At 67.2% G+C, this 22,816-nt stretch carries 20 protein-coding genes; 12 read left to right on the forward strand and 8 right to left on the reverse strand.

Annotation, left to right across the window (positions count from 1 at the left end; translation table 11 throughout):
- Positions 1 to 59: 59 nt before the first annotated feature.
- Both ACI2KI_RS15345 and ACI2KI_RS15350 read left to right on the forward strand, forming a co-directional pair.
- The gene (locus ACI2KI_RS15345) at positions 60 to 791 is read left to right on the forward strand and encodes a type 1 glutamine amidotransferase (protein WP_404621455.1); all 732 of its coding nucleotides are present in this window, start codon (positions 60 to 62) and stop codon (positions 789 to 791) included.
- A 76-nt stretch (positions 792 to 867) separates the two neighbouring features.
- Positions 868 to 3,351 (forward strand): ATP-binding protein, encoded by a 2,484-nt coding sequence (locus tag ACI2KI_RS15350; RefSeq protein WP_404621457.1) that lies wholly within the window; start codon positions 868 to 870, stop codon positions 3,349 to 3,351.
- A 7-nt stretch (positions 3,352 to 3,358) separates the two neighbouring features.
- Here the strand turns inward: ACI2KI_RS15350 and hemF are convergent, their stop codons facing one another.
- On the reverse strand, positions 3,359 to 4,213 hold the full coding sequence (gene hemF, locus ACI2KI_RS15355) for an oxygen-dependent coproporphyrinogen oxidase (RefSeq protein ID WP_404621584.1): 855 nt from the start codon (positions 4,211 to 4,213) through the stop codon (positions 3,359 to 3,361).
- Between the two features lie 180 nt (positions 4,214 to 4,393).
- Between hemF and ACI2KI_RS15360 the strand changes: the two genes are divergently transcribed.
- Positions 4,394 to 5,671, forward strand: coding sequence for a dipeptidase (locus ACI2KI_RS15360; protein ID WP_404621459.1), 1,278 nt, complete (start codon positions 4,394 to 4,396; stop codon positions 5,669 to 5,671).
- 3 nt (positions 5,672 to 5,674) lie between these two features.
- Positions 5,675 to 6,175, forward strand: coding sequence for a hypothetical protein (locus ACI2KI_RS15365; RefSeq protein WP_404621461.1), 501 nt, complete (start codon positions 5,675 to 5,677; stop codon positions 6,173 to 6,175).
- On the opposite strand, the gene ACI2KI_RS15370 is transcribed toward ACI2KI_RS15365, so the two are convergent.
- On the reverse strand, positions 6,145 to 6,603 hold the full coding sequence (locus ACI2KI_RS15370; RefSeq protein WP_404621463.1) for a tRNA (cytidine(34)-2'-O)-methyltransferase: 459 nt from the start codon (positions 6,601 to 6,603) through the stop codon (positions 6,145 to 6,147). The two genes, ACI2KI_RS15365 and ACI2KI_RS15370, sit on opposite strands and share 31 nt — an antisense overlap.
- A gap of 194 nt (positions 6,604 to 6,797) precedes the next feature.
- Between ACI2KI_RS15370 and petA the strand changes: the two genes are divergently transcribed.
- The 7 genes from petA to ACI2KI_RS15405 all read left to right on the forward strand — a co-directional run bounded on the left by petA (position 6,798) and on the right by ACI2KI_RS15405 (position 14,243).
- Positions 6,798 to 7,352, forward strand: coding sequence for a ubiquinol-cytochrome c reductase iron-sulfur subunit (gene petA, locus ACI2KI_RS15375; RefSeq protein WP_292081833.1), 555 nt, complete (start codon positions 6,798 to 6,800; stop codon positions 7,350 to 7,352).
- A 17-nt stretch (positions 7,353 to 7,369) separates the two neighbouring features.
- On the forward strand, positions 7,370 to 8,665 hold the full coding sequence (locus ACI2KI_RS15380; RefSeq protein ID WP_292081831.1) for a cytochrome b N-terminal domain-containing protein: 1,296 nt from the start codon (positions 7,370 to 7,372) through the stop codon (positions 8,663 to 8,665).
- 5 nt (positions 8,666 to 8,670) lie between these two features.
- Positions 8,671 to 9,549, forward strand: coding sequence for a cytochrome c1 (locus tag ACI2KI_RS15385; protein ID WP_292081829.1), 879 nt, complete (start codon positions 8,671 to 8,673; stop codon positions 9,547 to 9,549).
- A gap of 115 nt (positions 9,550 to 9,664) precedes the next feature.
- Positions 9,665 to 10,243: a DUF1579 domain-containing protein gene (locus ACI2KI_RS15390; protein ID WP_404621465.1), complete on the forward strand. Its 579-nt coding sequence runs from the start codon at positions 9,665 to 9,667 to the stop codon at positions 10,241 to 10,243.
- 84 nt (positions 10,244 to 10,327) lie between these two features.
- Entirely contained in the window at positions 10,328 to 11,968 is a 1,641-nt protein-coding gene (locus ACI2KI_RS15395; protein WP_404621467.1) for a M28 family metallopeptidase, read from the forward strand.
- Between the two features lie 113 nt (positions 11,969 to 12,081).
- Complete coding sequence (locus ACI2KI_RS15400) at positions 12,082 to 13,692, forward strand: M28 family peptidase (protein ID WP_404621469.1); 1,611 nt, start codon at positions 12,082 to 12,084, stop codon at positions 13,690 to 13,692.
- 80 nt (positions 13,693 to 13,772) lie between these two features.
- On the forward strand, positions 13,773 to 14,243 hold the full coding sequence (locus ACI2KI_RS15405; protein WP_404621471.1) for a hypothetical protein: 471 nt from the start codon (positions 13,773 to 13,775) through the stop codon (positions 14,241 to 14,243).
- A gap of 3 nt (positions 14,244 to 14,246) precedes the next feature.
- On the opposite strand, the gene ACI2KI_RS15410 is transcribed toward ACI2KI_RS15405, so the two are convergent.
- From ACI2KI_RS15410 to ACI2KI_RS15435, 6 genes are all read right to left on the reverse strand, one after another.
- Entirely contained in the window at positions 14,247 to 15,518 is a 1,272-nt protein-coding gene (locus tag ACI2KI_RS15410) for an O-acetylhomoserine aminocarboxypropyltransferase/cysteine synthase family protein (protein WP_404621473.1), read from the reverse strand.
- Between the two features lie 90 nt (positions 15,519 to 15,608).
- The gene (gene ychF, locus ACI2KI_RS15415; RefSeq protein ID WP_404621475.1) at positions 15,609 to 16,706 is read right to left on the reverse strand and encodes a redox-regulated ATPase YchF; all 1,098 of its coding nucleotides are present in this window, start codon (positions 16,704 to 16,706) and stop codon (positions 15,609 to 15,611) included.
- A 212-nt stretch (positions 16,707 to 16,918) separates the two neighbouring features.
- Positions 16,919 to 17,383, reverse strand: coding sequence for a copper chaperone PCu(A)C (locus tag ACI2KI_RS15420; protein ID WP_404621477.1), 465 nt, complete (start codon positions 17,381 to 17,383; stop codon positions 16,919 to 16,921).
- 14 nt (positions 17,384 to 17,397) lie between these two features.
- Positions 17,398 to 18,723, reverse strand: a complete 1,326-nt coding sequence (locus ACI2KI_RS15425) for a PepSY-associated TM helix domain-containing protein (RefSeq protein ID WP_404621479.1) — start codon at positions 18,721 to 18,723, stop codon at positions 17,398 to 17,400.
- Between the two features lie 35 nt (positions 18,724 to 18,758).
- Positions 18,759 to 20,822, reverse strand: coding sequence for a TonB-dependent receptor family protein (locus ACI2KI_RS15430; protein WP_404621481.1), 2,064 nt, complete (start codon positions 20,820 to 20,822; stop codon positions 18,759 to 18,761).
- A 79-nt stretch (positions 20,823 to 20,901) separates the two neighbouring features.
- Entirely contained in the window at positions 20,902 to 21,288 is a 387-nt protein-coding gene (locus ACI2KI_RS15435; RefSeq protein WP_404621483.1) for a hypothetical protein, read from the reverse strand.
- Between the two features lie 117 nt (positions 21,289 to 21,405).
- On the opposite strand from ACI2KI_RS15435, the gene ACI2KI_RS15440 reads away from it, so the two are divergent.
- Positions 21,406 to 22,815, forward strand: a complete 1,410-nt coding sequence (locus ACI2KI_RS15440; protein ID WP_404621485.1) for a DUF4139 domain-containing protein — start codon at positions 21,406 to 21,408, stop codon at positions 22,813 to 22,815.
- Position 22,816: the final 1 nt, after the last annotated feature.

Below are 22,816 nucleotides of genomic sequence, written 5' to 3' on the forward strand. Positions count from 1 at the left end.
CCGACTTCTACCCCAATCCAGAGACAGACGCTTCCTTCTCCCCGCTGGAAAACGCCGAAATGACCCGCATCGCCATTCTGGAAACCGGCCACCCGCCCGAGCATCTGCGGGACGCCTTCGACGACTATCCGGCGCGCTTCCGCTATCTGTTGGGCGAGAACGTGCCGACGACGCGCTTCGACGTGCAGTCGGGGCAACTGCCGGAAGACCCATCTGTCTATACGGGCGTCATCGTCACCGGCTCGGCGGCCGGGGTCTATGACGACCTGCCGTGGATCTCGCCGCTGGTGGACTGGCTGAGGGCGGCGCGCGGCCAGACCCGCCTGCTGGGGATCTGCTTCGGCCATCAGGTCATCGCCCATGCCTTCGGCGGCAAGGTCGAGAAGTCGCACAAGGGCTGGGGCGTCGGCCTGCACCGCTACGACGTGGTCGGTCAGGAGCCCTGGATGCACCCGCGCGCGTCCTCCATCGCCATCCCGGTGTCGCATCAGGATCAGGTGGTGGCGGTCGCGCCCGACGCGCGCGTCATCGCCTCCAGCGCCTTCACCCCCTATGCCGGTCTGGCATGGGGCGAGGACGCGGTCAGCTTCCAGTGCCACCCGGAGTTCCAGCCGGCCTACGCCGCCGCCCTGATCGAGGGACGACGCGGCCATCGCATCCCGCACGATCTGGCGGACGAAGCCCTGCTGAGCCTCGAAGGGGCGAACGACCGGGCGGTGCTGACGGCCTGGATCCGCGCCTATCTGCTGCTGACCCCGCCGCCGGTCGAGGCCGACGGTAGCGGCATCTGACGCGGGCGCGTTCGTCGAACGCTAAACCTTGCTCAACTTCTGCTGTGCCAATCTGGGGCGTCAGTCCGGAAGTGATATGTCGCCAATCAAAGCCGCGGTCCTCGCGACCGCCATTCTTCTGTCTCCGGGCCTGGCTCAGGCGCAGGCGCCCGCGCCGCGCGATGACTTGCTGCGGGCCGTCGAGCAGCGCGCCTCGCAGACCAGCTTCGCCGCGCTCGAAGCCTTCGGCGAGGCGGCCTACAAGCGCCACGACCGCGAGGGACTGAATCGCCTCTATCACGTCGTCTGGATCATTCAGAACCAGGGCGAGTTCGAGCGCGCGGGCTTCTGGAACGCGCGATTGGCCGAAAACGCGCGTGCGCAAAGCGACCGTCGCTACATCGAGATCGCGCGACTGAATGATCTGACCGCCCGCTACGACCAAGGCGATCTTAGCGTCGACGCTGAGATGGCCCGCATGACCGCCGTGGGATCTGACTGGTTCGTGCGGGCTCACGCCGCGCGTCTCACGGCCATGGCTCTCATGGATCAGGACAAGGTGGGCGAGGGCCTGAAGCTGCTCAGTCAGGCCGAGACCGAGATTCAGGACGAAGATCCTTTCGCCGCCACCGCCCATTCGGGGCTGTGGGAGATGACCGGCATGGGGTTGATGAAGCTGAACGACGTGGTGGGGGCGACGATCGCCTTCCGTCGCTTCGAGCTCGACTACGCTAATCCGGCCTATCCGCGCCCCGACTTCGACAGCCTTTACAACCTGACCAAGATGGCGGTGCAGGTCGGCGACCTGAGCCGGGCCCAGGCCTATTACGCCGCTCACCGCCGCCTCAGCATGCGCACGGGTCTGGAGAACCTGCTGGTCTATGACGCCAGCCTGTGCGCCCAGGTGGCGGATGCCAGGGACGAGCCGCTGGAGGTGCTGGCTTGCGTCGCGCCCTATGGCGAGGACATGGGCTCGGCCGCATTCCTGAAGCTGGAGCTGTTGCCTTTGCGGGCTGTGGCCCGCGCGCGGACCGGCGACCTCGACGGGGCGCGTCGTGATCTGGCTCAACTGCGCGTGCTGGACCGCGAGGGGGGCGTGGATTCCCACGTGGCCCTGGTCGAGGCCGAACTTCTGTTCGCCTCTGGCCAGTCGGCCGAGGCCTATGCGGTGTTGCGGACCTATCAACGCGAACGGGATGTCCAGACGGCCCAGAGGTTCAGCGCGGGCATTCGTCAGGTCACCGGCGACATCCAGGAACAGTTGGATCGGCGGCGACAGCAACTGGAGACCGCTCGCGCCAACACCGAGCTGCAGCGCACGGTCATCCGTTGGCAGAACTGGATCGTCGGCATCGGCGTGGTCTTCATGCTGTCGGCGCTGCTGACCCTGCTGTGGCAGTGGCGTCAGGGGGGCGAACTGCGCCGCGCCCGCCGCCGCGCCGAGGAGGCCAATCGCGCCAAGAGCGAGTTCCTGGCCAATATGAGCCACGAGATCCGCACTCCGCTGAACGGGGTCGTGGCAATGGCCGACGCCTTGGGTCAGCGCCAGCTGAACGCGGACGAGCATGACATGGTCGAGGTCATTCGCTCATCCGGCGCCATGCTGGAACGCCTGTTGTCCGACATCCTGGACAGCGCCCGCATCGAGTCCGGCCAGGTCATGATCGAACCCGCGCCCTTCCATCTGGGCCGCGCGGTGCAGGACGTGGCGGCTCTGTGGCGCATTCCGGCCGAAGCAAAGGGGGTGGAGGTCGTCTTGCACGTCCATCCCGTCTTTGACCGCCAGGTGCTAGGAGACGCCGTGCGAGTGCGTCAGGTTCTGACCAATCTGGTCAGCAACGCGCTGAAGTTCACGTCGCAGGGCAAGGTCAGCCTGACGGTCGAACCGGGCCTTGAGGGGGATGTGCGGTTTATCGTCACCGACACCGGCGTCGGCTTCGACGAGGAGCAGAAGGCGCGCATCTTCGGCCGCTTCCAGCAGGCTGACGGCTCGATCACGCGGCGCTTCGGCGGCACCGGCCTGGGCCTGGCCATCTCGCGTGAACTGGTCGAACTCATGGGCGGCTGGCTGGAATGCGACAGCACGCCCGGCGTGGGCTCGCGCTTCTGGTTCGAGATTCCATTGCCGCCCGTCGGGGAAGCGATCGAGGCCGTCGATGAGGTTCACCCCGTCGGCGATGTGCGCGAACAGCCGCTGCGGGTATTGCTGGCCGACGACCACCCGGCCAACCGCAAGGTCATCGAGATCATGCTGGGCGCGACCGCGATGGAACTGGTCGCCGTCGAGGACGGGGCGCAGGCGCTGGAGACTTTCAAGCGCGAGGCCTTCGATCTGGTCCTGATGGACATGCAGATGCCGGTGATGGACGGCCTGACCGCCACCGCGGGCATTCGCGCCTTTGAGGCGCAGCACGGCCGCGCCCGGACCCCGATCCTGATGCTGACCGCCAACGCCATGGCCGAGCATGTCGAGGCGGGGCGGGCGGCAGGCTCGGACGGCCATCTGACCAAGCCCCTGACCCTCGCCGCCCTGTTCGACGGGATAGATCAGGTGATGACCCGGCGCGACCGCGCCGCCTAGGGCCTGATCAGGGCCACTTCACCACGGGCGGCATGGAACTGAGGATCGACTCGACATTGCCGCCGGTCTTCAGCCCGAACATGGTGCCGCGATCGTAGAGCAGGTTGAACTCGACGTAGCGGCCGCGACGGATCAGCTGTTCCTCGCGTTCCTCGGGCGTCCAGGCCTCGGTCATGCGCCCCGACACGATCCTGGAATAGACGTCGAGGAAGGCCTTGCCGACGTCCTGGGTGAAGGCGAAGTCGCGTTCCCAGTCGCCGCTGTCGTGATGGTCGTAGAAGATGCCGCCGGTGCCGCGCGGTTCGTTGCGGTGGGGCAGGAAGAAGTATTCGTCGCACCACTGCTTGTATTTGGCGTGCCATGCCGGGTCATAGGCGTCGCAGGCGCCCTTCATTGCGGCGTGGAAGGCGAGGGTGTCGGGGTGGTCGTCGCGACGGTCCGCGTCCAGCACCGGCGTCAGGTCGCCGCCGCCGCCGAACCAGGTTTTCGTAGTCGAAATCAGTCGGGTGTTCATGTGCACGGCGGGCACGCGCGGGCTGACCGGATGGCAGATCAGGCTGATGCCGGTGGCGAAAAAGCGCGGGTCTTCCTCGGCGCCGGGGACGTTCTTCGCATAGTCGGCGGGGAAGGTCCCGTGGACGGTCGAACAGTGGACGCCCACCTTTTCGAACAGGCGGCCGCTCATCATGCCCATGACGCCGCCGCCGCCTTCCTTGCGGTCCCAGGGCGTGCGCACGAAGCGGCCGGCCTCGCCGGGGAAGAGGTCGGCGGGGGCGGCGTCTTCCAGGGCCTCGAAACCGGCGTGGATCTGATCACGCAGGGTCTCGAACCAGACGCGGGCGCGCTCGCGGTGCTCGACCATCAGGGTGGGGGTGTCTTGGATCATCAGGGCTTCAACCATGACGGGCGGCCTTTGTGAACAGTGTGCGATGCGCGCTTCATGCGCCCCGGCTCAAAACAGGGCCTTGATCCAGATCAGACCCCCGTTTCCATGCCGCCTCGCCTGTGTCAGCGTGACCTTATCAGTCTTCAGGGGACCCTCATGATCCGCACCGCTCTGCTCGCCGCCGTCTCGCTCGCTGTCCTGGCCGGACCCGCGCTGGCGCAAACCCCGGCCGGCGACAACACCGCAGGGCAGGAGCGGGTGATGCAGATCCTGCGCCGCACGCCCCTGATCGACGGCCACAACGACCTGCCGTGGGCCTTGCGTCAGGGCTTCGGAAATGACCCTTATCGTGTTGATCTGGCGACCAATCTGGCGGCGACGACGCGCCTTCACACCGACATCCCGCGCCTGCCCGCGGGCGGCGTCGGGGCGCAGTTCTGGTCCGTCTATGTCCCTGCCAGCCTGGAGCCGGTCGAGGCCGCCAAGGCCACCTTCGAGCAGATCGACACGGTCAAGCGCATCGCCGCCGCCTATCCCTCGGTGTTCGAGATCGCTGTCACAGCCGACGACATCGCCCGCATCCACAAGGCGGGCCGCATCGCCAGCCTGATCGGCATGGAAGGCGGCTATTCGATCGATGATTCCCTGGGCCTGCTGCGCGAGTTCTATGATTCGGGTTCGCGCTACATGACGCTGACCCACTCCAAGACCACGACCTGGGCCGACAGCGCCACGGACGCGCCCAGGTGGGGCGGCCTGTCGCCCTTCGGCGAGCAGGTGGTCAAGGAGATGAACCGCCTCGGCATGATGGTGGACCTGAGCCACGTCTCGGAAGAGACCATGTACGACGCCATCCGCGTCTCGACGGCCCCGGTCATCTTCTCGCACTCGTCGGCGCGCGCCGTGACGGGCCACCCCCGCAACGTGCCCGACGCCGTGCTGCGGATGATGCCGGCCAACGGCGGCATCGTCATGGTGACCTTCGTGCCGGGCTTCATCAGCGAGCCGGTGCGCCAGTGGGGCGCCCTGCGCTCCGCCGAGCTCTCGCGGCTCTCGGCTCTGAACCAGGGCGACCCTGACGCGGTGAAGGCGGGCATGGACGCCTGGACGGCCGCCAACCCTTCGCCCAAGGCCACGCTGGACGACGTCGTGGCCCACATTCAGCACGTTCGCGACGTGGCGGGCATCGACCATGTGGGGCTGGGCGGCGATTTCGACGGCGTCGACAGCCTGCCTGAGGGCGTGGAGAGCGTGGAGGCCTATCCCCGCATCCTGGCCGAACTGATGCGGCGTGGCTGGACCGAGGCCGATATCCGCAAGATTTCGGGCGAGAACCTGCTGCGCACCATGCGCGCCGTCGAACGCGCCGCCACCGCCCAGCGCGCCGAGCGTCCCAACCTGGCGCAACTGCCCAACGACGGCGCGCCGGAGTAGGGGGTGGAACTGCGAGCCGGCGCATGGGGTGTGATTGCCACCCTGTTGCTGGGCGGCTGCGCCACGGCCGTCGGACCGCTGAACTTGTCGCCGGGGCGCTATGGCGACGTCGAAGTGGAGGAGGGCCCTGCAGGTTGGCTGAAGCTGAGCCCGGTGTCATGCGACGCGCAGAATCAGGATGAAGCAGGGCGGCAACAGCGTTTCTGTACAGGCCAGATCGACCTGAACAGCGATGGAGCAATGGAGACCATCTCCCAGCGATATGTCCTCGACATGCCGTCGGTGATTTCCCTCCAATCCGAAACTTCGGCGTCGTTATTCCAGGACGAAGGGTACAGCCTTCTGGTCGAAAACCGCCGGGGACAAGGGGGATGGCCGAACCTCGCCGCCTTTGGTCATGGCTCGACAGCCGAACTGCGGTTCGGTGTCCGGCATCGGTGGCGCAAGGATCGGTTCGAGCCTGTTCCTGGTCGTCAGGGCCTCGTCGGCAACCCGCCCAACTGACGCATGCCTTCCCACAGGGCGATGCCCGCGCTGACCGACAGGTTCAGCGAGCGTGTCTCCGGTCGGATGGGGATGAAGACCCGGGCGTCGGCGGCGGCGTGGACGTAGTCGGGCGCCCCGGCGCTTTCCTTGCCGAACAGCAGGACGTCGTCGGGCCGGAACTCGAATTCAGGCAGGGGCGTGGCGCCCTTGGTCGTGAACAGGACCAGCCGTCCGGGCGCGCGGTCGCGCTGGAAGGTCTCCCAGTCAGAGTGGCGGATCATATGCGACAGCGGGCCGTAGTCCAGCGCCGCGCGTTTCATGGCGCGGTCGTCGAAACGGAAGCCGGTGGGCTCGATTACGTGCAATTCCACGCCGAAACAGGCGCTCTGGCGGATGCAGGCGCCCACATTCTGCGGGATGTCAGGTTGAAAAAGGGCGAGACGCATTCTAAGGCCGTCATACGCGCGGGGCGGGGTCTTGTCGCGGTCTTTGTTGCGACCGTTTCGCAAGTTGTGTCAGCAACTTGTGTCTATTGGGGTAAAACAAGGGCCGCGGGCATCTTTTGCCGTCTCGCAGGGACGATCCATGCCGACGACTAACCCCTTCCGGGGCGGGCGATCGGGAGTGCAGAGGTGAGAGCGTGGCCGAATCGGTCGTGAATGCTGAAGGGCCCGAGGGCCAACACGGGGGCGGCGACGCCACCCGCCGCGATTTCATCCACATCGCCGCCGGCGCCGCCGCGGTCGGTGCTGGCGTGATGGTGGCCTGGCCGCTGATCAACCAGATGAACCCCGCCGCCGACACCCTGGCCTTGGCGTCGATCGAGTTCGATCTGACCAAGGTTCAGGAAGGCCAGCAGGTCGTCATCAAGTGGCAGGGCAAGCCGGTCTTCGTGCGCTACCGCACCCCGGCCGAGCTGACCAAGGTCATCGACGAGGGCGCCGTGGGCAGCCCGCCGCAGACCGACGCCGAGCGCACCAAGGCCGGCCATGAGAAATATCTGGTCGTCGTCGGTTCGTGCACCCACCTGGGCTGCGTGCCGACCTTCAACGCCGGCGACTACGGCGGCTGGTTCTGCCCCTGCCACGGTTCGCACTACGACGCCTCGGGCCGCATCCGTAAGGGCCCGGCGCCGCTGAACCTGATCGTGCCGAACTACGAATACGTGTCCGACACCCGCGTGAAGATCGGCTGAGGACGGACAGAGGAACCATGAGCGATCACGAATCCACCTACGTCCCCAAAACCGCGATCGAGCGGTGGATGGACACCCGCCTGCCGATCATCCGTTTCGGCATGGACTACGCCAACCTGCCGACCCCCCGGAACCTGAACTACTGGTGGACCTTCGGCGGCATCCTGGCTCTCTGCCTGATGACCCAGATCATCACCGGCATCGTTCTGGCCATGCACTACACCCCGCACATCGACCTGGCCTTCGCCTCGGTCGAGCGCATCATGCGCGACGTGAACGGCGGCTGGCTGATCCGCTATGTGCACGCCAACGGCGCGTCGATGTTCTTCATCGCCGTCTACCTGCACATGCTGCGGGGTCTCTACTACGGGTCCTACAAGGCACCGCGCGAGATGATCTGGATCATCGGCTGCGTCATCTTCTTCCTGATGATCGCCACCGCCTTCCTGGGCTACGTCCTGCCCTGGGGCCAGATGTCCTTCTGGGGCGCTGAGGTCATCACCAACCTGATCGGCGCCATTCCGGTCGTCGGCGAGCCGATCCTGATCTGGCTGCGCGGCGGCCCGGCGATCGACAACGCCACGCTGAACCGCTTCTTCTCGCTGCACTACCTGCTGCCGTTCGTCATCGCCGGCTGCGTGGTGCTGCACCTGTGGGCCCTGCACGCCGCCGGTCAGAACAACCCGGTCGGCATCCTGATCCCGAAGGACCGCCAGAAGAAGGACATGCTGCCCTTCCACCCGTATTTCACGGTCAAGGACGGCTTCGCCATCATCCTGTTCCTGATCCTGTTCGCGGTCTTCGTCTTCTATCAGCCGAACGCCTTGGGCCACGCCGACAACTACATTCCGGCCAACCCGCTGCAGACCCCGGCGCACATCGTGCCTGAGTGGTACATGCTGCCCTTCTACGCGATCCTGCGCGCCATCCCCGACAAGTTCGGCGGCGTGGTGGCCATGTTCGCCGCCATCGGCGTCCTGTTCGTCCTGCCCTGGCTGGACACGTCCAAGGTGCGCTCGATGCGCTACCGCCCGACGATGAAGACCTTCTTCATCATCTTCCTGTTCGTCTGCTTCGGCCTCGGCTGGTGCGGCGCCCAGCTGCCGGACGCTCCTGTGATCGGTAGCTTCAAGACCTTCACCCTGATCGACGGCGACCTGAACTCCTACCTGTGGCTGACGCGTTTCCTGACGGCCTACTACTTCATCTTCTTCCTGGTGCTGATGCCGCTGATCGGCCTGCGCGAGAAGCCGCTGCCGGTCCCGGCGACGATCTCGGAGCCGGTCCTGCCCGTCACCGAGCAGAAGGGCTGAGCGCGATGATTTCGAACGAGAAGAAAACCGTGTCCTTCCGCAAAACCCTGGTCGTTCTGACGGCCGCTCTGGGCCTGGCCGCCACCGCCGCTCCGGCGCTGGCCGCAGGGGGCGCCAAGCATCCGCGCAGCGGCGGCTTCAGCTTCGAGGGGCCGTTCGGCACCTACGATCAGGGTCAGTTGCAGCGCGGCTACAAGGTCTACAAGGAAGTCTGCGCCTCGTGCCACGGCATGAACCTGGTGCACTTCCGTAACCTGGGCGACAAGCACGGGCCGTTCTGGAACCCGGAATATCCGAACCCGAACGACAACCCGGTCGTGAAAGCCCTGGCCAAGGAAGTTCAGGTCGCGGACATCGACAGCGAGACGGGCGAGGCGCTGATGCGTGACGCCACCACTGCTGACAAGTTCCCGTCGCCCTATCCGAACGCTACGGCCGCGGCCGCCGCCAACGGCGGCGCGACCCCGCCGGACCTCTCGGTCATGGCCAAGGCCCGTCACGACGGCGCCAACTACATCTACTCGCTGCTGTCGGGTTATGTGACGCCGCCGGAAGGTCTGACCATGACCTCGAGCCAGCACTACAACCCCTACATGGCGGGCGACCTGACCCCGTTCTGGGACAAGAAGAAGGGCCACGTGCCTCCGGGCGGCTTCATCGCCATGCCCGCGCCGCTGCGCGACGGTCAGGTCACCTATGACGACGGCACCAAGGCCAGCGTCGACCAGATGGCCAAGGACGTCGCCGCCTTCATCGCCTGGACCTCCGAGCCCAAGGCGACCGAGCGCAAGCAGATGGGCTTCGGCGTGATCATCTTCCTGCTGCTGTTCGCAGGGATCACCTACGCCAGCTACCGCCGCATCTGGAAGGGCGTCGCCCACTAAGGCGAAACCCATTCGAGACGAGATGACCCGCCGGAGCGATCCGGCGGGTTTTTTCTTGTTCGTTGCGTTGGTTGCGAAAGTTCTTTATAAAGCAAAGTGCAAAGGAGATCCGCTGATGAAGTTGCATGCCTGTCTGGCGCTGGCCGCCGCTCTTCTGATTGCTCCCGTATCTGTCCATGCCCAGATGCCCGCATCGCCCAACGGCTCGGAGGCCCAGCGTGCAGCCATCAATCGTCTGAACTTCATGGATGGCGAATGGCGCGGCGAGGCGACCGTCCATGGCCCCTCCGGAACCATGACCCTGACGCAGACAGAGCGGGTCGGATCGATGCTCGGCGGGTCGATCAAGATCATCGAGGGGCGCGGCTATGCCGCCGACGGCTCGACCCAGTTCAACGCCATCGCCCTGGTGTCCTGGGACGTCCGAGCCGGCCGCTACGGGTTCCGTTCGTACGCTCAGGGGTATTCGGGCGATTACGCCTTCGAAGCCACGGAGGACGGCTTCCGCTGGGAGACGCCGGCAGGGCCCAATGCCAAGATGCAGTACGTCGCCGTGGTGCGCGACGGAACCTGGCACGAGGTCGGCACATACGTCGCCGAGGGCCAGCCCCCGCGTAAGGCCATTGAGATGCGGCTGACGCGGGTCGGCGACACCGATTGGCCGGCGGGCGGGGCGGTCTCGCCGACGCCTTGAACGGCGAGGAGGGCGCGTCGCATCGACACGATGGAGCAGGGCCTCTAGGGTCCGTCCCTCTGATTTGCCCGAGGGGTCCGTTTCATGCGCCTGATGTCGTCCGCCGCCGTCCTTTTGTTCGCCGCCTCGCTGGCGTCGGGCGCAGCCGCCCAGACCCCCGATTTTGATGCCGCGCGCATCTCCAACGACATCAAGGTCCTGTCGGACGACAGCTTCGAGGGGCGGGGCATCGCCACCCCGGCCGAGCAGAAGGTCATCGACTATCTGAGCCGGCAATATGCGGCGGCCGGCTTCGCCCCCGGCGGCGAAAACGGCGGCTGGACCCAGGCGGTCGGCCTGAACCGCTTCACCGTCTCCAACGTCAGCGGCCAGATCAAGGTCGGCGACTGGACGCAAGCCCTGGCCCAGGGCCAGCAGGCCACCATCACCACCCGCCTGCCGAGCAATGGCGTCGACCTGCGCGGCAAGCCCCTGGTCTTCGTCGGCTACGGCACCAACGCGCCGGAGCGCGACTGGAACGACTTCAAGACCGACGTGCGCGGCAAGGTCATCGTCGTCCTGGTCAACGACGCCGACTTCGAGGAGCCGTCGCTGAACACCTTCGGCGGCGTGGCCATGACCTACTACGGCCGCTGGACCTACAAGTACGAAGAGGCGGCGCGTCAGGGCGCGGCGGGCGTGCTGATCGTCCACGAGACCAGGCCGGCCTCCTACGGCTGGACCACCGTGGCCAACTCCTGGTCCGTGCCGCAGTTCGACATCGTGCGTCAGAACCCCTCGGCCGAGCGGGTGCCGATGGAGGCCTGGATCCAGCGCGACGTGGCCGTCGAGATGTTCCGCCAGGCCGGGCTCGACTTCGAGCAGGAGAAGATCAAGGCGCGCAGCCGCGACTTCCGGCCTGTCGAGCTGAAGGGCGCGACCATCGACGCCAAATTCGACGTGAAGACTGACCAGATCACCACCCACAACGTGCTGGCCAAGCTGGAAGGCACGACCCATCCGGACGAAACCATCCTCTACACCGGTCACTGGGATCACATCGGCATGGGCGAGCCGGACGCCAACGGCGACCGCATCTTCAACGGCGCCGTGGACAACGCCTCGGGCACGGCGGGCCTGCTGGAGCTGGCGCGTCAATGGGCCAAGGGCCCGAAGCCCGCACGCAGCATCGTAATGATCAGCTTCACCGGCGAGGAAAGCGGTCTGCTGGGCTCGGAATTCTACGCCGCCAATCCGCTGTATCCGCTGGAAACCACGGTTGCGGGCTTCAATCTGGACGCCACGAACGTGCTGGGCCGGATGAGCAAGCTGGGCGTCACCGGCTATGGTCAGTCCGATCTGGACGAGCGCGTCGTCGCCCTGGCGTCGGCCCAGGGGCGCGGCTTCGAGGGCGACGCGGGGGCGGGCGCGGGCATATACTTCCGCTCGGACCACTTCCCGCTGGCCAAGCGCGGCGTGCCGATGGGCTACCTTTCCTCGACGGGCGAATACATTGACGAGCCGATCGCCCAGCGCCAGGCCGCGGCCAACGAATATCGCGCCAACCGCTATCACCAGGCCGCCGACGAGTGGGAGCCGACCTGGGATTATCGCGGCATGATCCAGGATCTGTCGGTCGTCTATGACGCCGGTCAGGCCCTGGCCAACAGCCGCGACTGGCCGCAGTGGAAGCCGGGGTCCGAGTTCGGCCCGGCGCGCGCCGTCAGCGCCGATCAGCGCAAGTAGGCCGGTTCCCCGCCGCCTTCGCGGAACATGACAAAAATGTAAGGGGCGGTCTCGCGAGGGGCCGCCCTATTACTTTGCGCGAAAGCCTCCGTGGGGAGGGCTCGGGAGTTTCCATGAATCGTCGATTCATCAGCGGCGTCGCCGCAACCGCTCTTTTGCTGGTCGCCGGTTCGGCCGCCGCTCAAGACTTTTCGGCTCAACGCCTTTCGGAGGAAATCCGCACCATCAGCGCCGACGACTTCCAGGGCCGCTATCCCGGCACGGACGGCGAGAAGAAGACCCTGGACTGGCTGCAGGCGCAGTACGAGGCCATGGGCCTGGCCCCGGGCGGTCCGAACGGTCAGTGGCTGCAGGTCGTCGACCTGAAGCGCTTCACCCCCGTCGCGGACGCCGCCCGGGCCAGCTGGGCCGGCCCGGACGGTCAGGCGCACGCTCTGACGCCCGGAACCGACATCACCCTGCGGGCGGTCAGCAATGACGGCAAGGCGTCGATTGCTGGCGCGGGCCTGGTCTTCGCCGGCTACGGCATCAACGCGCCCGAGCGCGGCTGGGACGACTACGGCGGCCTCGACGTGACCGGCAAGATCGTTCTCGTCGTCGGCGGCGAGCCGGACGGCGACCTGTTCAACGGCCCTTACACGACCAACTACCAGTCCGGCGCCTATAAGGCGGACGAGGCCAAGCGCCGCGGCGCCCTGGGCGTCATCACCGTGTCCAAGGCGACCGCCACCGACACCGCCTGGACCCGCATGGTCCAGGGCAACGCCCGCACCCGCACCCTGACGCCGGGCGCGGCGGATCTGGAGTTCTCGGGCGCGATCAACGCCGACACGGCCAAGGCTCTGGGCCTGGACATGGCTGAACTGACGTCTCGGATTAGCACCGGCGACTTCCGCGCCTTCGTCGTGCCGGGCGTGACCCTGTCGGTCGAGACGGCCGAGACCACGGACACCCTGCGCACCCATAACCTGCTGGCCAAAATCCCGGGCGCCAAGCGGCCGAACGAGACCATCATCTATTCGGCCCACTGGGACCACGTCGGCGTCAACGAGCACGCCGCCGGCGACGACAAGGTCTTCAACGGCGCCTGGGACAACGCCTCGGGCACCATCGGCGTGCTGGAGATGGCGCGTCAGCTGAAGGCCGCGCCCGCGCCCGACCGCACCATCGTCTTCGCCCACATGGCGGCCGAGGAAATGGGCCTGCTGGGCGCCTACGCCTATGCCGCGGATCCGGTCTATCCGCTGGAGACGACGGTGGCCGACATCAACATCGACATGCTGCCCCTGTCGGGACCGACGCGCGACGTGCCGATCTTCGGCAAGGGGCAGAACAGCCTCGAGGACGATCTGCAGGCTCTGGCGGCGCAGGAAGGTCGCTATGTCTCGGACGACGGCCAGCCGGAGCAGGGCTTCTACTATCGCTCCGACCACTTCCCCTTCGCCCGCGCGGGCGTGCCGGCCCTGATGCCGTGGCACGGCGTGGATTGGGTGGATGGCGGGAAGGAGGCCGGTCTGGCGGCGTGGAAGGCCAGGTTCGCGGCCGACTATCACAAGCCCAGCGACGAATGGTCGGCGGACTGGGACCTGCGTTCGGCGGTCGAGAACCTGACCCTGCTGTATCGCCTCGGCCTGCAACTGGCCAACAGCGACGAATGGCCGACCTGGAAGCCGACCTCTGAGTTTGGCCAGGTCCGCGTGGCCAGCGACGCGGCGCGGCGTTGATCCAAGGTACCGCGGGACGGGTTTCGCGGCCCGTCCCCGGTGGTGATGAACCAGGCCAGCTCTCGTTCGTTTTCAACGGCATGAGAGGCTTGGTCATCCTGATGCTGGCGGTCGCCGGGCTTGCCGCCTGTGATCGGCAGCCGCGCGTCAATCCGCCGACGGAACCGGCGGCTCCGATCGACGGGCCGGAGGCGAAAGCCTCTCCTGCGCCGCGCCCGCCCGGCGCAGATACCATGTTGCCGGGGGCGGGGCCCGTCAGCTTCGTCGGCCGCTGGGCGGCCGAGGCGGACTGGTGCTTCAATCCGCGCGGCGACCGCGTGCCGATCGAGATCACCACGACCGAGCTGCGCGGCTACGAGAACCGCTGCGACATCCAGCGCATCACCGAGATCAGCGAAGGCTATGAGGCCGCTTTGAAATGCGACGCTGAGGGCGAGGCGCGCTACGAGCGGGTGCGGCTGACGGCCACCAAGCAGACCCTGGCCATCAGCTGGATGGACCGCAGCGACCGGCCGGTCCGGCTGCTGCGGTGCACCACCCTGGCCGGCTGAAGCTCAGACAGCGGCCAGCGCCTGTTCCAGATCGGCGATCAGGTCGTCGATGTGTTCGATCCCGACGGACAGGCGCACGGTGTCCTCGGTCACCCCCGCCTTCTTCAGCTCGTCCGGCGACAGCTGGCGGTGGGTGGTCGAGGCCGGGTGGCAGACCAGGGACTTGGCGTCGCCGATGTTGACCAGACGGGTGAACAGCTTGACGGCGTCCTGGAAGCGCCCGCCGGCGTCGCGGCCTCCGTCCACGCCAAAGGTGAGCAGACCCGACGCCTTGCCGCCGAAATACTTCTGGATCAGCGGGTGGGACGGATGGTCGGGCAGACCGGCGTAGTTGACCCACTTCACCTTGGAGTGGCCCTTCAGATAGGTCGCCACGGCCACGGCGTTCTCGACGTGCCGGTCCATACGCAGGGCCAGGGTCTCCAGCCCCTGCAGGATCAGGAAGCTGTTGAACGGCGAGATCGCCGCGCCGGTGTTCCGCAACAGCACGGTCCGCACCCGGCCGATATAGGCCGCGGGGCCAAGCGCCTCGGTATAGACCACGCCATGATAGCTGACCTCGGGCTCGTTCAGGCGGCGGAATCGCGTCTTGTGCTCGGCCCAGGGGAATTTGCCGCTGTCGATGATGGCCCCGCCGATGCTGGTGCCGTGGCCGCCGATATACTTGGTCAGTGACTGCACCACGATGTCGGCGCCGTGCTCGATCGGGCGCGTCAGGTAGGGGGTCGGCACGGTGTTGTCGACGATCAGCGGCAGGCCCTGAGCGTGGGCCGCATCAGCCAGGGCGGCTAAGTCCACTACATTGCCTAGCGGATTGCCGATGGACTCGCAGAAGACCGCCTTGGTCCGCTCATCCGTATGGGCCGCGACCGCCGCCACGTCGTCGGCGTCGATAAAGCGCACCTCGATGCCATACTGGGGCAGGGTGTGTGCGAACAGGTTGTAGGTGCCGCCGTACAGGGTGCTGGTGGCGATGATGTTGTCGCCGGCCTCCGCGATGGTCAGGATCGCATAGGTGATGGCCGCCTGGCCCGAGGCCACGGTCAAGGCCGCGATCCCGCCCTCCAGCGCCGCCAGACGCTGCTCCAGCACGTCGGACGTGGGGTTCATGATGCGGGTGTAGATATTGCCCGCCACCTTCAGGTCGAACAGGTCCGCACCATGCTGGGTGTCGTCGAAGGCGTAGCTGGTCGTCTGATAGATGGGCACCGCCACCGACTTCGTCGTCGGGTCGGGCGAATAGCCGGCGTGGACGGCGAGGGTGTCGAACTTCATGGCAGGCTCCGGGCGATGGCGAAGCCCAGACGCTAGCAAGGCCGCCCGAGGGGCGGCCTTGCAGAAATTCTCAACTGAAGCGGAGAAGCTCTAGTTGTTGAACAGGAAGTGCATCACGTCGCCGTCCTTGACGACATAGGCCTTGCCTTCAGCCCGCATCTTGCCGGCTTCCTTGGCGCCCGCTTCGCCCTTGAGGGCGACGAAGTCGTCGAAGGCGATGGTTTCGGCGCGGATGTAGCCCTTTTCGAAGTCGGTGTGGATCACGCCGGCGGCTTGCGGGCCGGTGGCGCCGACGGGGATGGTCCAGGCGCGGGCTTCCTTGGGGCCGACCGTGAAGTAGGTTTGCAGGCCCAGCAGCTTGTAGGCCTCGCGGATCAGGCGGTTCAGGCCGGGCTCTTCCAGACCCAGGGTCTCGAGGAACTCGCGCTGCTCCTCGTCGTCCAAGACGGCGATTTCCGACTCGATCTGGGCCGAGATGACCACCGAGTTGGCGTTGTCCTCGGCGGCGCGCTTGGCCACCAGGTCGGACAGCTCATTGCCCTTGTCGGCCGAGGCTTCGTCGACGTTGGCGACGTAGAGGGCGGGCAGGGAGGTCAGAAGCTGCAGCATGTGCCACGCCTTCTCGTCTTCCTTGTCCACCTGGGCCACGCGGGCGGGCTTGCCGGCGCGAAGGGGCGTCAGGGCCAGGTTGATCAGACGCAGGGTCTGCTGGGCGTCCTTGTCGCCGCCCTTGGCCTTCTTCTCGACGTTGACGACGCGCTTCTCGAGGCTTTCGAGGTCGGCCAGCATCAGTTCGGTCTCGATGATCTCGAGGTCCGAAATGGGGTCGATGCGGTTCTCGACGTGGGTGATGTCGTCATCGACGAAGCAGCGCGCGACAAAGGCCACGGCGTCGCAGTCGCGGATGTTGGCCAGGAACTGGTTGCCCAGGCCCTCGCCCTTGGACGCGCCGCGCACCAGACCGGCGATGTCCACGAAGGTGATCCGCGAGGGGATGATCTCCTTGGACCCGGCGATGCCGGCCAGCACGTCGAGGCGCGGCTCGGGCACGGCCACGTCGCCGGTGTTCGGCTCGATGGTGCAGAACGGATAGTTGGCGGCCTGCGCCGCCGCCGTCTTGGTCAGGGCGTTGAACAGGGTGGACTTGCCGACGTTGGGCAGGCCGACGATCGCGACTTTAAGAGCCATGGGATTCCTCGTGAGCGCGAGCCTTTAGCCGGTTCGGTGCTGTTTGTCAGGTGCGGGGGCAAATCCAGCTTTCCTCCCCATCCTATGGGGAGGTGGCGCGGCGGCGTAGCCGACGTGACGGAGGGGGCGACTCGACGGCTGACGTCTGCGTCACCCCCTCCACCGCTGCGCGGTCCCCCTCCCCACGAGTGGGGAGGAAAGTCGGGCTGTTGTTACTCCTCGGAATCCACCACCGGCGGCTGTTTCACCGCCGCATGGACCCCAATGGCCGGGGCCTTCTCGAAGGTCAGGGTGAACGACGCCACGCCGCCATCGACCAGCGGATCGCGCAGGCCCATCAGCATGATGTGCGTCGAGCCGGGCTTCAGCTCGACCTTCTGACCGGCGGGCAGGGGCAGGCCGTCCTTCAGCTCGCTCATGCTCATCATGCCGTTCTCCATCTTCATCTCATGGATCTGGGCAGTGTCGGCCAGGGGGGTGGAGACGCTGACCAGGCGGTCGTCGGACCCGGCGGTCAGGGTGACGTAGCAGCCGCCGGCCTTGGCGCCGTTCGGCGTCGGGCGGCACCAGGCGTCGGCGACCGTGACGGTGCCGGGCGCGGCCTCTGCGGGCTTTTCGGCGGCCTGACCACAGGCGCCAAGGGCGAGGAAGGCGGACAGGGCGAGAATGCGTTTCATGGCGGGTCTTTCTTTCAGGAAACGACGGGGCGGGGCCGCATGAGGCGTCTTGCGGCGAAATCCAGCAGCAGGACGGTCACGAGGCTCAGTCCCGTCAGGGGATAGAGGATGCAAAGCGGGATGACGATCCCCAGCACGGTGAACCGTGCGCGAGGACCGGGCGGAGCCGTAGGCGCCCCAAGGCGGGCGCGAGACAGGCTGGGCGGGCGGCGCTTCCACCACATCACCAGACCGCTGACGCCCAGCAGCCAGACGCCGATGCAGCCGGCCAGCATGAGCAGGCGGTTGATCTGGCCGAACTGCGTGCCCTGATGGGTATAGATTCCCCATTCGATGACCTTGGCCCCGGCGCCGAAGCGGTCGAAACCGATGTCGGCCAGAACCGCGCCCTTCGCCGGATCGACATAGAGGGTGCGGCTGTCCTGCACCCGACGAACCTGTGCGGTGACGGTATAGGCCGTATCGGGCTGGGCCGGGATCGACACCGTATAGGGGCGAGGCAGGTTCCGAGCTTCGGCCGCCGCAATCACGGCGGTCAGGCTTTGATCGTGGGACGGCGACGGCAGGACGACCCCCTCCATGGTCCACCCGGCGCCGGCGGGGTGATCGTGATGCTCGGCCCTCTGCCAGGCGCCGGCCACCGGCGCCGGTGGACGGCCCAAGCCGCTGGCCTTGACCGCGCCCATGACCTGATCGCCCCAGACAGCGGACCACGGCATCCCCGTCACTGCCAGAAACAGGATGATCCCGCCGACATAGAGGCCGGCCAGGGCGTGCAGATCGCGCCAGAAGGGACGACGGCGCAGGTCTGTCTCATGCGGGACCAGCACCGCGCCCTGACGCCGCCTCGGCCACCACAGATACAGACCCGTGGCGCACAGGACGATGGTCCATCCGGCCACGATCTCGATCAGGATGTTCAGCGCCTTGCCGGTCGCTCCGCCGAACAGGCTCAGCGAGTGCAGCTTCTTGATGGTTTCGGTGACGCCGCCCTGGTCAATGACGCCGGTCACTCGGGCCGTGTGCGGATCGACGAAGACGGTCTTCTGCGATCCGTCCGGGCGGTCGATGCGCACCCGCACCGCCTGATCGGGCGAGGCCGGCAGGGTCAGATTGGCCGCGCGGCCGCCTCCGGCCTGCGCCGCATTGCCGATCCAGTCGCCTGGCGCGGCCCGTGCCGCTGCTGGGGCAATCTGGATCATCCGCCGGTTGGCGAACTGATCGATCTCGTCCTTGAACAGATAGAGGCCGCCGGTCAGCGCCAGCAGCATCAGGAAGGGCATCACCAGCACCCCGGCGTAGAAGTGCCAGCGCCAGACGGCCCTGTAGGCGCCAGACATAATGTCTGGCGCCCTTCCCTTGATCGGAGCGGGCATCAGTAGGCCAACCGCAGGCCGACAAAGACCGAACGGCCCTCGCCGGGGAAGAAGACGGCGGTCGACGCCGAACGGGCGTCGGTCACGGCCGAGAATTCGCCGACGTAACGCTCGTCCGTCAGGTTCCGCGCATCGACATAGACCGAGGCGTTCGGGGCGATGTCGAAGCCGCTCGTCAGGCCCAGCAGGGCGTAGTCGGGCGCCTTCATCGTGTTGGCGTAGTCGACATAGGGACTGCTGATCCGCCACTCGACCGAGGGGGTGACGAAGACTCCTGAGGTATGACGCCAGGTCAGCTCGGCCCGATACTGGTGCTCAGGCACGACCGGCAGGCGGTTGTCGCCCCAGCGCGCATCCCCGTCGAAGCGGAAGTCGCTCCAGTTGTATGTCTGGCGCAACAGTAACGAGCCGTCCGCGATCTCGACAGGCAGGCGCCAGTCCAGACCCGCCTCGATTCCCTGATGCACGGTCCTGTCGGCGTTGAAGGTCGCAGCCGGAATGTCAGGACCGATGATGAAGTTCAGCATCTCGCCGTCGATCTGGCTGCGATACGCCGTCACGTCCCAGGCGAAGGCGCCGCGCCGCCCGCGCGTGCCGATCTCGGCGGTCCAGGCGTCCTGAACCTCGACGGGCGTAAAGCCCGTCAGCGGCGCCTGCACCAGCGCGCCATAGGTCGGCGGTTCGACCGAGCGGGTCACATTGGCGAAGACCTGGGCCCCGCTTTCCGCTTCCCACAACAGGCCCAGACGCGGCGAGAACCAGTCGTAGTCGATGCTGTCGTCATTGGCGGGGTTCATGCGGTCGGCGTAGTCGCGCGTGGCCCGCCCCCAGGAACCGCCCGCGACCAGCGCCAGCCGGTCGGTGACGAACAACCGTCCCTCGGCGAAGACGTCCAGGCCCGAGGCCTCCTGTCGCGCATCCGCCGTCTTGGCCCCGCGCAGGCCGCTCAGGTTGACGTAGCGCAGGGCCTCGACCTCGCCGTCCCGCCACGAAAAGCCATAGAAGGCGTCGGCGCGCAGGCCCGCGACCTGACCCGTCCAGTCGATCCGGCCAAAGGCGCCGCGCGTGGCGCTGTCCTGATCCATGACCTGGAAGATCGGGTGATAAAGCGACTTCTCCCAACCCCAGACGGCGCCCTCGAACAGGGTTGCCTCATTGAAGCGCCAGCGGGTCTGCAGCGTCAGCCGCTTGACCGTCAGGTCGCGGGCCTGATCCCCCGACAGAGCCGAGGCGGAGGCCATACGCGGCGTCTTCAGGGCCTGATCCAGCGTCAGGGCGCCGGGGATGTCCTGCTTGATATCCGCCGCCTGGGCGATCAGGCGCACCTCGCGATCCTCGCCGAACGAACGCCCGGTATTGACGGTCAGGCGGGCCTGCGACTGTTCGCTATGGTCGCGCCAGCCGTCGCTCTGCATGGCGGAGGCGGCGGCATAGACGTCCCAGTCGCCCTGGGTGCGGGCCACGGCGGCGTGGCCGCGCACCGAGCCGAAGCTGCCGCCCTCAAGCTGCCAAAGGTTTTCCTGCCGGGCCGTGCGGCCGGTCGGCGTGACCAGATTGATCGCCCCGCCCAGTTGCGCCCCGCCAAAGCGCAGCGTGTTCGACCCCTTCCACACCTCGATGTAGCGGGCGCTCAGGGCGTCCACGCCCTGAAAGTCGGAAAAGCCGTCGGCGTCGGCGAAGGGCACGCCGTCCTGGGCCAGCAGGACGCCGCGCTGGTGGAAGCCCTGGGCGATGCCCGAGCCGCGAATGGAAAGGCGGCTTTCCTCGCCATAGCGCTTTTGCGCGAGCAAGCCGGGGACGTTCCTCAGGGTGTCGGAAAAGCCTTGGGCGAAGCGGTCGGCGTAGCTCTCGGCCGAGACGACGGCGACGGCCCCGGGAGTGCGGCTGAGGCGGTCGCGCGCTTCGGCCACGACGGCGGGGTCTTCGGCGTTGCGGCGGCCGGTGACAATGATGCTGTCGACAACGGTCGTTGGGCCCTCAGCCTCGGAGGCGTGAGCGAAGGCGGGCGCCAGACAGGCGCCGATGAGCAGCGCGCACGGCGCCGCGGTGGTCTTGAAAGACATGGAAGATCAAATCCTGAAAACAGAGGTGCGGTCGCGGGCGTCGTCATCGGGCGTGCGCGAGGCGGCAGAGGTTCTGGTTTCAGGCGTGGGGCGGGGCGGTGGACGGCGGGCGCGGCGGAGCGCGAGCCGGCGGCGGGGGGCTGACTCGGAAAGGCGTATAGACGACCGGCTCGACCATGCGGACGACCGGAGCGGGCGTCGGTGCTGGAGGTTCGGGCAGAGCGGCCAGCAGGGGCATGACGCAGGCCGCGCACCTGGCCCCGACGTGCTTGTTGATGGGGCCGTCCACGCCGCCCGCCAGGATCGTCTGCGGCCCTTCGGCCGAGCAGATGACGATGGGCTGGCCGGGAACCGAGGCCGCCAGAGCCGCGAACGGCATCAGGGTTCCGATCACGATGGCGAACGTCGCGGCCAGGAAGGCCAGCGAGCGCGCAATCGACCAGTTTTCACTCTGGGACCGGGTCACGGACCGGGGCTTAAACCTTCCCGTAGTGTGAAGCTATAGCGACCGGACGCCGCGCACCCTCGACAACGGCTGTTTCTCCGTGCCAGCGTGGTCGCCGGACAAGCTCAGGGGGAACCCATGATCCGCGCACTCGGACCCTTCGCCGTCGCCATGCTGCTGGCCGCGCCCGCAGCCGCTCAGCAGGTAGAGGAGGGGCCGGGCGGTCCCGACCGCGTCTCCCTGACCGTCTATAACCAGAACATCGCCCTGGTCGAGGACGTGCGGAACCTGAACGTGCCCGCCGGGCGATCGCGTCAGGAGTTTCCGGGCGTGTCGGCCAGCATCCGGCCCGAGACGGTGGGTCTGTCGGGGCGCGGCCTGTCGGTGGTCGAGCAGAACTTCGACTATGACCTGCTGACGCCGGGCAAGCTGATGGAAAGCGCCGTCGGCGGCGATATTGGCATTGTCCGCACCAATCCCGGCTCGGGGGTGCAGGAGACTGAGCGCGCGCGCGTCCTGGCGGCGAATCAGGGCGTGGTGCTGCAGATCGGAAACCGCATCGAGGTGCTGCGCGACGACGGCGTGCCGACCCGCGTCATCTTCGACCGCGTGCCGCAGAACCTGCGCCCGCGCCCGACGCTCAGCGTCACACTGGACGCCGAGGGCGCCGGCCGTCGCGAAACCACCCTCAGCTACCTGACCACCGGCCTGGCGTGGAAGGCGGACTATGTCGCCCGCTTCGACGAGAAGGCGGGCAAGCTGGACCTGACCGGCTGGGTCACCATCACCAACAACTCCGGCGCGACCTTCTCCAACGCCCAGACACGGGTGGTGGCCGGCGACATTAACCTGGTCAACCAGGGCGGCTATAATCCACGCCAGGTGCGTGCGGGCGCCGTGCGGGGGAATGGAACACAGTCGGGCGGGCAGGGCGCCCTGGCCGATGTCTATGTCTATCCGCTGCCGGAAGCCGTCACTGTCGCCAACAACCAGACCAAGCAGGTCGGTCTGCTGGACGCGGTCGGCGTCCCGGCCAGCAAGCGCTACCTCTATGTGGCCAACGGCTTCCAGACCGCCGAGGAGCCCAGCGCGGCCGAAGTGGGAGTCATCTTCAGCAACGCCTCGGGCAGCGCCGCCCGCGCCCTGCCGGCGGGCGTCATGCGCGTCTATGTGAAGGACGAGGCGGGCGAGCCGCGCTTCATCGGCGAGGATCAGGTCGATCATGCCCCCGCCGGATCCGAGATCGTCATCACGACCGGCGAGGCCTTTGACGTCACGGTGCAGCCGCGTCTGGTTTCCAGCGCCGCCGCGCCCAAGTCGTCCTACTATCGTTGGCGCACCCGCTACGCGATGGAATACACCGTCCGCAACGCCCGCTCGCAGCCGGTGACGGTCGAGGTGCGCCAGCGCGGTCTTGGGCGCGACACGGAACTGAGCGAGCAGAGCATCGAGGGCGACCTGCGTGACGCCAACACCGTGGTCTGGCGCGTGCCCGTGCCCGCCAACGGCGAGACCAAGCTGACCGCGACCATCACGACCGGCGGCTGAT

The sequence above is a fragment of the Brevundimonas sp. NPDC046655 genome, assembly GCF_044901625.1.
Lineage (GTDB): Bacteria > Pseudomonadota > Alphaproteobacteria > Caulobacterales > Caulobacteraceae > Brevundimonas.

Excerpts from the sequence above, each read along its gene's own strand:
- ACI2KI_RS15345 (WP_404621455.1), top strand. The coding sequence starts at position 60 with ATGACCCGCATCGCCATTCTGGAAACCGGCCACCCGCCCGAGCATCTG.
- ACI2KI_RS15350 (WP_404621457.1), top strand. The coding sequence starts at position 868 with ATGTCGCCAATCAAAGCCGCGGTCCTCGCGACCGCCATTCTTCTGTCT.
- hemF (WP_404621584.1), bottom strand. The coding sequence starts at position 4,213 with ATGGTCGAGCACCGCGAGCGCGCCCGCGTCTGGTTCGAGACCCTGCGT.
- ACI2KI_RS15360 (WP_404621459.1), top strand. The coding sequence starts at position 4,394 with ATGATCCGCACCGCTCTGCTCGCCGCCGTCTCGCTCGCTGTCCTGGCC.
- ACI2KI_RS15370 (WP_404621463.1), bottom strand. The coding sequence starts at position 6,603 with ATGCGTCTCGCCCTTTTTCAACCTGACATCCCGCAGAATGTGGGCGCC.
- ACI2KI_RS15380 (WP_292081831.1), top strand. The coding sequence starts at position 7,370 with ATGAGCGATCACGAATCCACCTACGTCCCCAAAACCGCGATCGAGCGG.
- ACI2KI_RS15385 (WP_292081829.1), top strand. The coding sequence starts at position 8,671 with ATGATTTCGAACGAGAAGAAAACCGTGTCCTTCCGCAAAACCCTGGTC.
- ACI2KI_RS15390 (WP_404621465.1), top strand. The coding sequence starts at position 9,665 with ATGAAGTTGCATGCCTGTCTGGCGCTGGCCGCCGCTCTTCTGATTGCT.
- ACI2KI_RS15395 (WP_404621467.1), top strand. The coding sequence starts at position 10,328 with ATGCGCCTGATGTCGTCCGCCGCCGTCCTTTTGTTCGCCGCCTCGCTG.
- ACI2KI_RS15400 (WP_404621469.1), top strand. The coding sequence starts at position 12,082 with ATGAATCGTCGATTCATCAGCGGCGTCGCCGCAACCGCTCTTTTGCTG.
- ACI2KI_RS15405 (WP_404621471.1), top strand. The coding sequence starts at position 13,773 with ATGAGAGGCTTGGTCATCCTGATGCTGGCGGTCGCCGGGCTTGCCGCC.
- ACI2KI_RS15410 (WP_404621473.1), bottom strand. The coding sequence starts at position 15,518 with ATGAAGTTCGACACCCTCGCCGTCCACGCCGGCTATTCGCCCGACCCG.
- ychF (WP_404621475.1), bottom strand. The coding sequence starts at position 16,706 with ATGGCTCTTAAAGTCGCGATCGTCGGCCTGCCCAACGTCGGCAAGTCC.
- ACI2KI_RS15420 (WP_404621477.1), bottom strand. The coding sequence starts at position 17,383 with ATGAAACGCATTCTCGCCCTGTCCGCCTTCCTCGCCCTTGGCGCCTGT.
- ACI2KI_RS15425 (WP_404621479.1), bottom strand. The coding sequence starts at position 18,723 with ATGTCTGGCGCCTACAGGGCCGTCTGGCGCTGGCACTTCTACGCCGGG.
- ACI2KI_RS15430 (WP_404621481.1), bottom strand. The coding sequence starts at position 20,822 with ATGTCTTTCAAGACCACCGCGGCGCCGTGCGCGCTGCTCATCGGCGCC.
- ACI2KI_RS15440 (WP_404621485.1), top strand. The coding sequence starts at position 21,406 with ATGATCCGCGCACTCGGACCCTTCGCCGTCGCCATGCTGCTGGCCGCG.